This is a genomic window from Rhodococcus sp. IEGM 1241, assembly GCF_033142365.1.
Lineage (GTDB): Bacteria > Actinomycetota > Actinomycetes > Mycobacteriales > Mycobacteriaceae > Rhodococcus_F > Rhodococcus_F erythropolis.
In genome coordinates, this window is sequence record NZ_JAWLSE010000043.1 from 1 (window position 1) to 3833 (window position 3833).

At 57.7% G+C, this 3833-nt stretch carries 3 protein-coding genes; all 3 read left to right on the top strand.

The window, feature by feature from the left end:
• Positions 1-627: 627 nt before the first annotated feature.
• Positions 628-1731, top strand: coding sequence for a hypothetical protein (locus tag R4P70_RS32435; protein ID WP_021334723.1), 1104 nt, complete (start codon positions 628-630; stop codon positions 1729-1731).
• Between the two features lie 90 nt (positions 1732-1821).
• Positions 1822-2433, top strand: coding sequence for a hypothetical protein (locus tag R4P70_RS32440; protein ID WP_021334722.1), 612 nt, complete (start codon positions 1822-1824; stop codon positions 2431-2433).
• The gene (locus R4P70_RS32445) at positions 2430-3476 is read left to right on the top strand and encodes a helix-turn-helix domain-containing protein (protein ID WP_021334721.1); all 1047 of its coding nucleotides are present in this window, start codon (positions 2430-2432) and stop codon (positions 3474-3476) included. Before R4P70_RS32440 ends, R4P70_RS32445 begins: the two co-directional genes overlap by 4 nt.
• Positions 3477-3833: the final 357 nt, after the last annotated feature.

The following is a 3833-nucleotide window of genomic DNA, read 5'->3' on the forward strand; positions in this document are numbered from 1 at the left end:
CTCCCGATGCTCCGCATCGGGACCGGAAGCGGCTCGCTTCGCTCCCCGCCAGGGAGCCGCTGCGCGGCTCGCGGTGGGTCCAGACAGACTGCCGTCGATCGAGTCGCTGCGCACCTCTAAATTCCTGAATTATATTTGTCACCAAAGGATTTGATCGGAACCGTGAAGTCGGTACCCAAGTACCAAACGAGGCTGGGGAGGGACGGAGGTCGCTCGAAGGTACCCTGTCTCGCGACTACCAACTCATCGTCATCATGCTTCCCATCCTACAAGACCCCACCCCAAACCGCAAAACAACACAGAACCACGAAACGCCGAAATTATCACCACTGCAACAGAATTGGTACCTCTATAAAACATTTCCATGCGTAATCTCTGAAACCGATTATCCACCAACTGATTATCCAAAGTTACTGAAACACAATAACATTCAAAACACCCGAAAATCGACCTTCCCGAGCCCACCATCGGCGCTCCATCCCCTCGGTAGCTGACATATCTACTGGCTCAAGCACCCTAGCCGCGGCGAAAATCCGCCGGCAGTCGACATCGCGTCGACACTCCAGTTCCCGCAACACATCCGGACTCATCCCGATGCAACTCTGACCCCACCTGGATACTGATCGCATGCCGACCTACGACAGACCAGTTTTTAGATCCAAACTTGTAGCCAAAGCTCTGGCGGGCGAGATCCGACAGGACCTGGACGATACGGTCGGCGGAATCAGCTGGTGGGCCAACTACCAGCTCGGGCGCGACACACTCTCCGAACTCTCCCACTATGCCGTCAGTGCAGCTCAGAGTGTCGCAACAAATCTTGACGAAGCCGCACTTCACTATTTCCAGTACCAAGAACGCATACGCGCAGAAGACATCTTCCTGACCCGAAAACTCACCGAAGGTCGCGGACAGCTAACGAAACTCAACGAACGGCAGGAGATCGACAGGCGCCGAGAGGCGGAGATCGGAGCGCACCGAACCGCGTTTTTCCGTTCGATCGGATCCACACTCGATACCCTCGCCGGCGTCACAATCGTAGTGAGTGCCCTGTCATTGAACGTGCTCCGCGCCGACTTCGGGATGCTCTGCACATCCGACACCTCCGACACATACCCACGCCTCACCGGACCGGCGGGCGGAAAACTGCGCAAGGCCCTCGCCACCGACACCTCCGACGGAGCACACGCCCAAGAGACCCTCCTTCGCGGTATCCGTGCAGCTGTCGTTGCCGCTGGTCCTCCCGGATGGGTTCAATGGACGCTCGAAACCCGCAATAGCTTCGTTCACCGATCACAATGGCTGAAAATGACCATGCACGATCGACCCCACCGCACCGCCCCTACCAACTGGATTCGCCCACTTCCACGCACACCAGCCCAAAGTGAAGGCGCAGCGCTCAGAGCCGCCGACACACTGACGGACACATACCTCACCGAAGATGCGCTCGCTTCGATGCACGGAGTCCTCGAATCTGTAGATGCAGTGATCAAAGCCGTAATCGAGCAATGTTCACACCTGTGGACCCGACGACGCGCCAACCCTCACCTACTCGAGCAGCCAGGTTCACAGTGGACAGCGCCTACTACCGCAGCCAGCTTCGACGGATACCACCCCGGCTCCGCGCAACGAGCATTCGACAACGCCGACGCCATCCTCGTGCATCCCACCGAAGGGAAACGTCTACTAACACTCATAGACCCGCAGGAGGCAACCCCGCGTCGCACGAAATAGCGAACAGGCCGTTGAGAGGGATGAACCGTGCCGCCGCTGGTGAAATTCGATCGACCAGCAAAATCGAGCGCAGGTGGTATATTTTCTGGTATGAATTCATACCCGGATCGACAAAAAGTCGTCGACGACTTGGGCGAGAAGTTCCTTGACGCATTCGTAGCGTCCGTGGACAAGGCACGTGCCGATCTGGAAGAGTTTCGCGACTTCCGACCGGAATGGTTCGTCAACTTCTCGAAACGGTTCATCGCCGGTTTCATCCACGAACGCATCTGGGACTCGATGCTGCGCACAGCAGACGAGGGCGACGTCCACTTCAAGGACGACGAACCGACTCGGGAAATCCACATCGGCACCAACTACGTGGTCCGAATCAAGCGCCACACCGAAAACTTGAAGATTACGAGCTACCCGACCACCGGCGCACTCGCATTTTGGACGAACAGTGCCACCGCTCAACTGCCGGATCTCGAATTGTGGAGCCTGGCAATGGGATACATATGGAATCCTGAAGAGGCCGCGATCGGCGACACGATCTTGTCGTTCCGTGACAGCAAAGACACACCTATCTGGTCGATTCTGCTGCACTCGGGCCAGTCCGGTCAGGCCACCGGCATCACGTGGACACCAGTGGACCCGCAGTTGCCCCAGCTCGATCTCAGCGATGTTGTCGCTACGAGCGAAGACACAGTAGAAGGATCATGAACCAGATCGGCGACGTAATCCTGACATCGCGGCGTGCAGCCGGGATGACTCAGGAGGACCTGGCTGAGCAGCTCGGCATCACACAAGCAGCGCTGTCCCGCTACGAAAACAACCTTCGAGAACCCGACAGCGACACACTCGAACGGATGAGTCGTGCCCTCGACGTGTCGGTACCGTTCTTGACTCATGCGTTCAGGTTGCAGGGGGCAATCGCTGCCGACGCCCACATGCGTCGGCAGAAGACAACCAAAGCCTCTGATTGGAAACTGGCAGAAGCGAAGCTGAACCTGTATCGGATGCGTGCAGCATTTCTGCTGCAGCGCGTCCCGATGACGCCGCAGAATCATGTACCGACATTCGACCCGGACGACACGACACCATCCGACGCGGCACGGATACTTCGCGCGCAATGGAAGATGCCGATCGGGGCGGTCCGCAATCTCACCAGATGGGTCGAGTCAGCCGGTGTCATCGTCGTCGAACAAGACTTCGGTACGCACCGCATGGACGGGTTGTCGCAATGGGCAAGCGACTATCCCATCATCATGCTCAACAGCGCACTGCCGGCCGATCGCAAGCGGCTGACACTCGCACACGAACTCGGGCACCTGGTTCTGCACAACACGTACATCGATGCCGACATGGAAGCTCAGGCGAACGAGTTCGCGGCCGAACTCTTGATGCCGGCGCACATCATCGAGTCCGAATTCAGAAATCTCACACCCGCGAAACTGCTTGCAATGAAACAGGTGTGGGGTGTTTCAATGCAGGCGCTCTACGAGCGCGCATACCGCATGGGCAAGGTCAGCACAGACGATCGCCAACGCTTCTACCGTTCGTTGAACGCACGAGGATGGAAGGTGAACGAACCGGGAACCGACAAAATCCCGCCAGAAACCCCGGAATTGGCGCGAAGCATCGGAGAGATGCTGATATCGAAGGCCGGCCTGTCACGAGAGGAAGCAGCCGCCCTCATCGGCCATCGAATAGCGGCCAACGAAACCGTCTTCCTCTCCCCCGAAAAACGCTTGCGCGCCGTCTGATCGCCGACGTCAAACTAGCTACCGCAAACGGGTATGGCGATCGATTCCGTCGGCGCGATCGGGAGCGGAACCAGAGGGCGCTCGAACATCATCTATTCAGCCATACGGTTGTTTCGGTGATGGCCGGGTGCCGTTCTTCTATTCGATCCGAGAGACTTGTAGTCCGCCATCGTTGAGACTCTCGTACAAGTCCTCAATTTTCACCTGCCCGCCGCGCTCGTCGCATTGTGTGAAAATTATTCGTTGCGCAGCACGTGAGAGTCCGACAAAGAAAGCTGATGAGGAATCGTCAAATTCTGTGGATTAAGGTGTGTCAGGCGACCTCGGATACCGGCGTGTCCGGTGACGGTTCCGGGG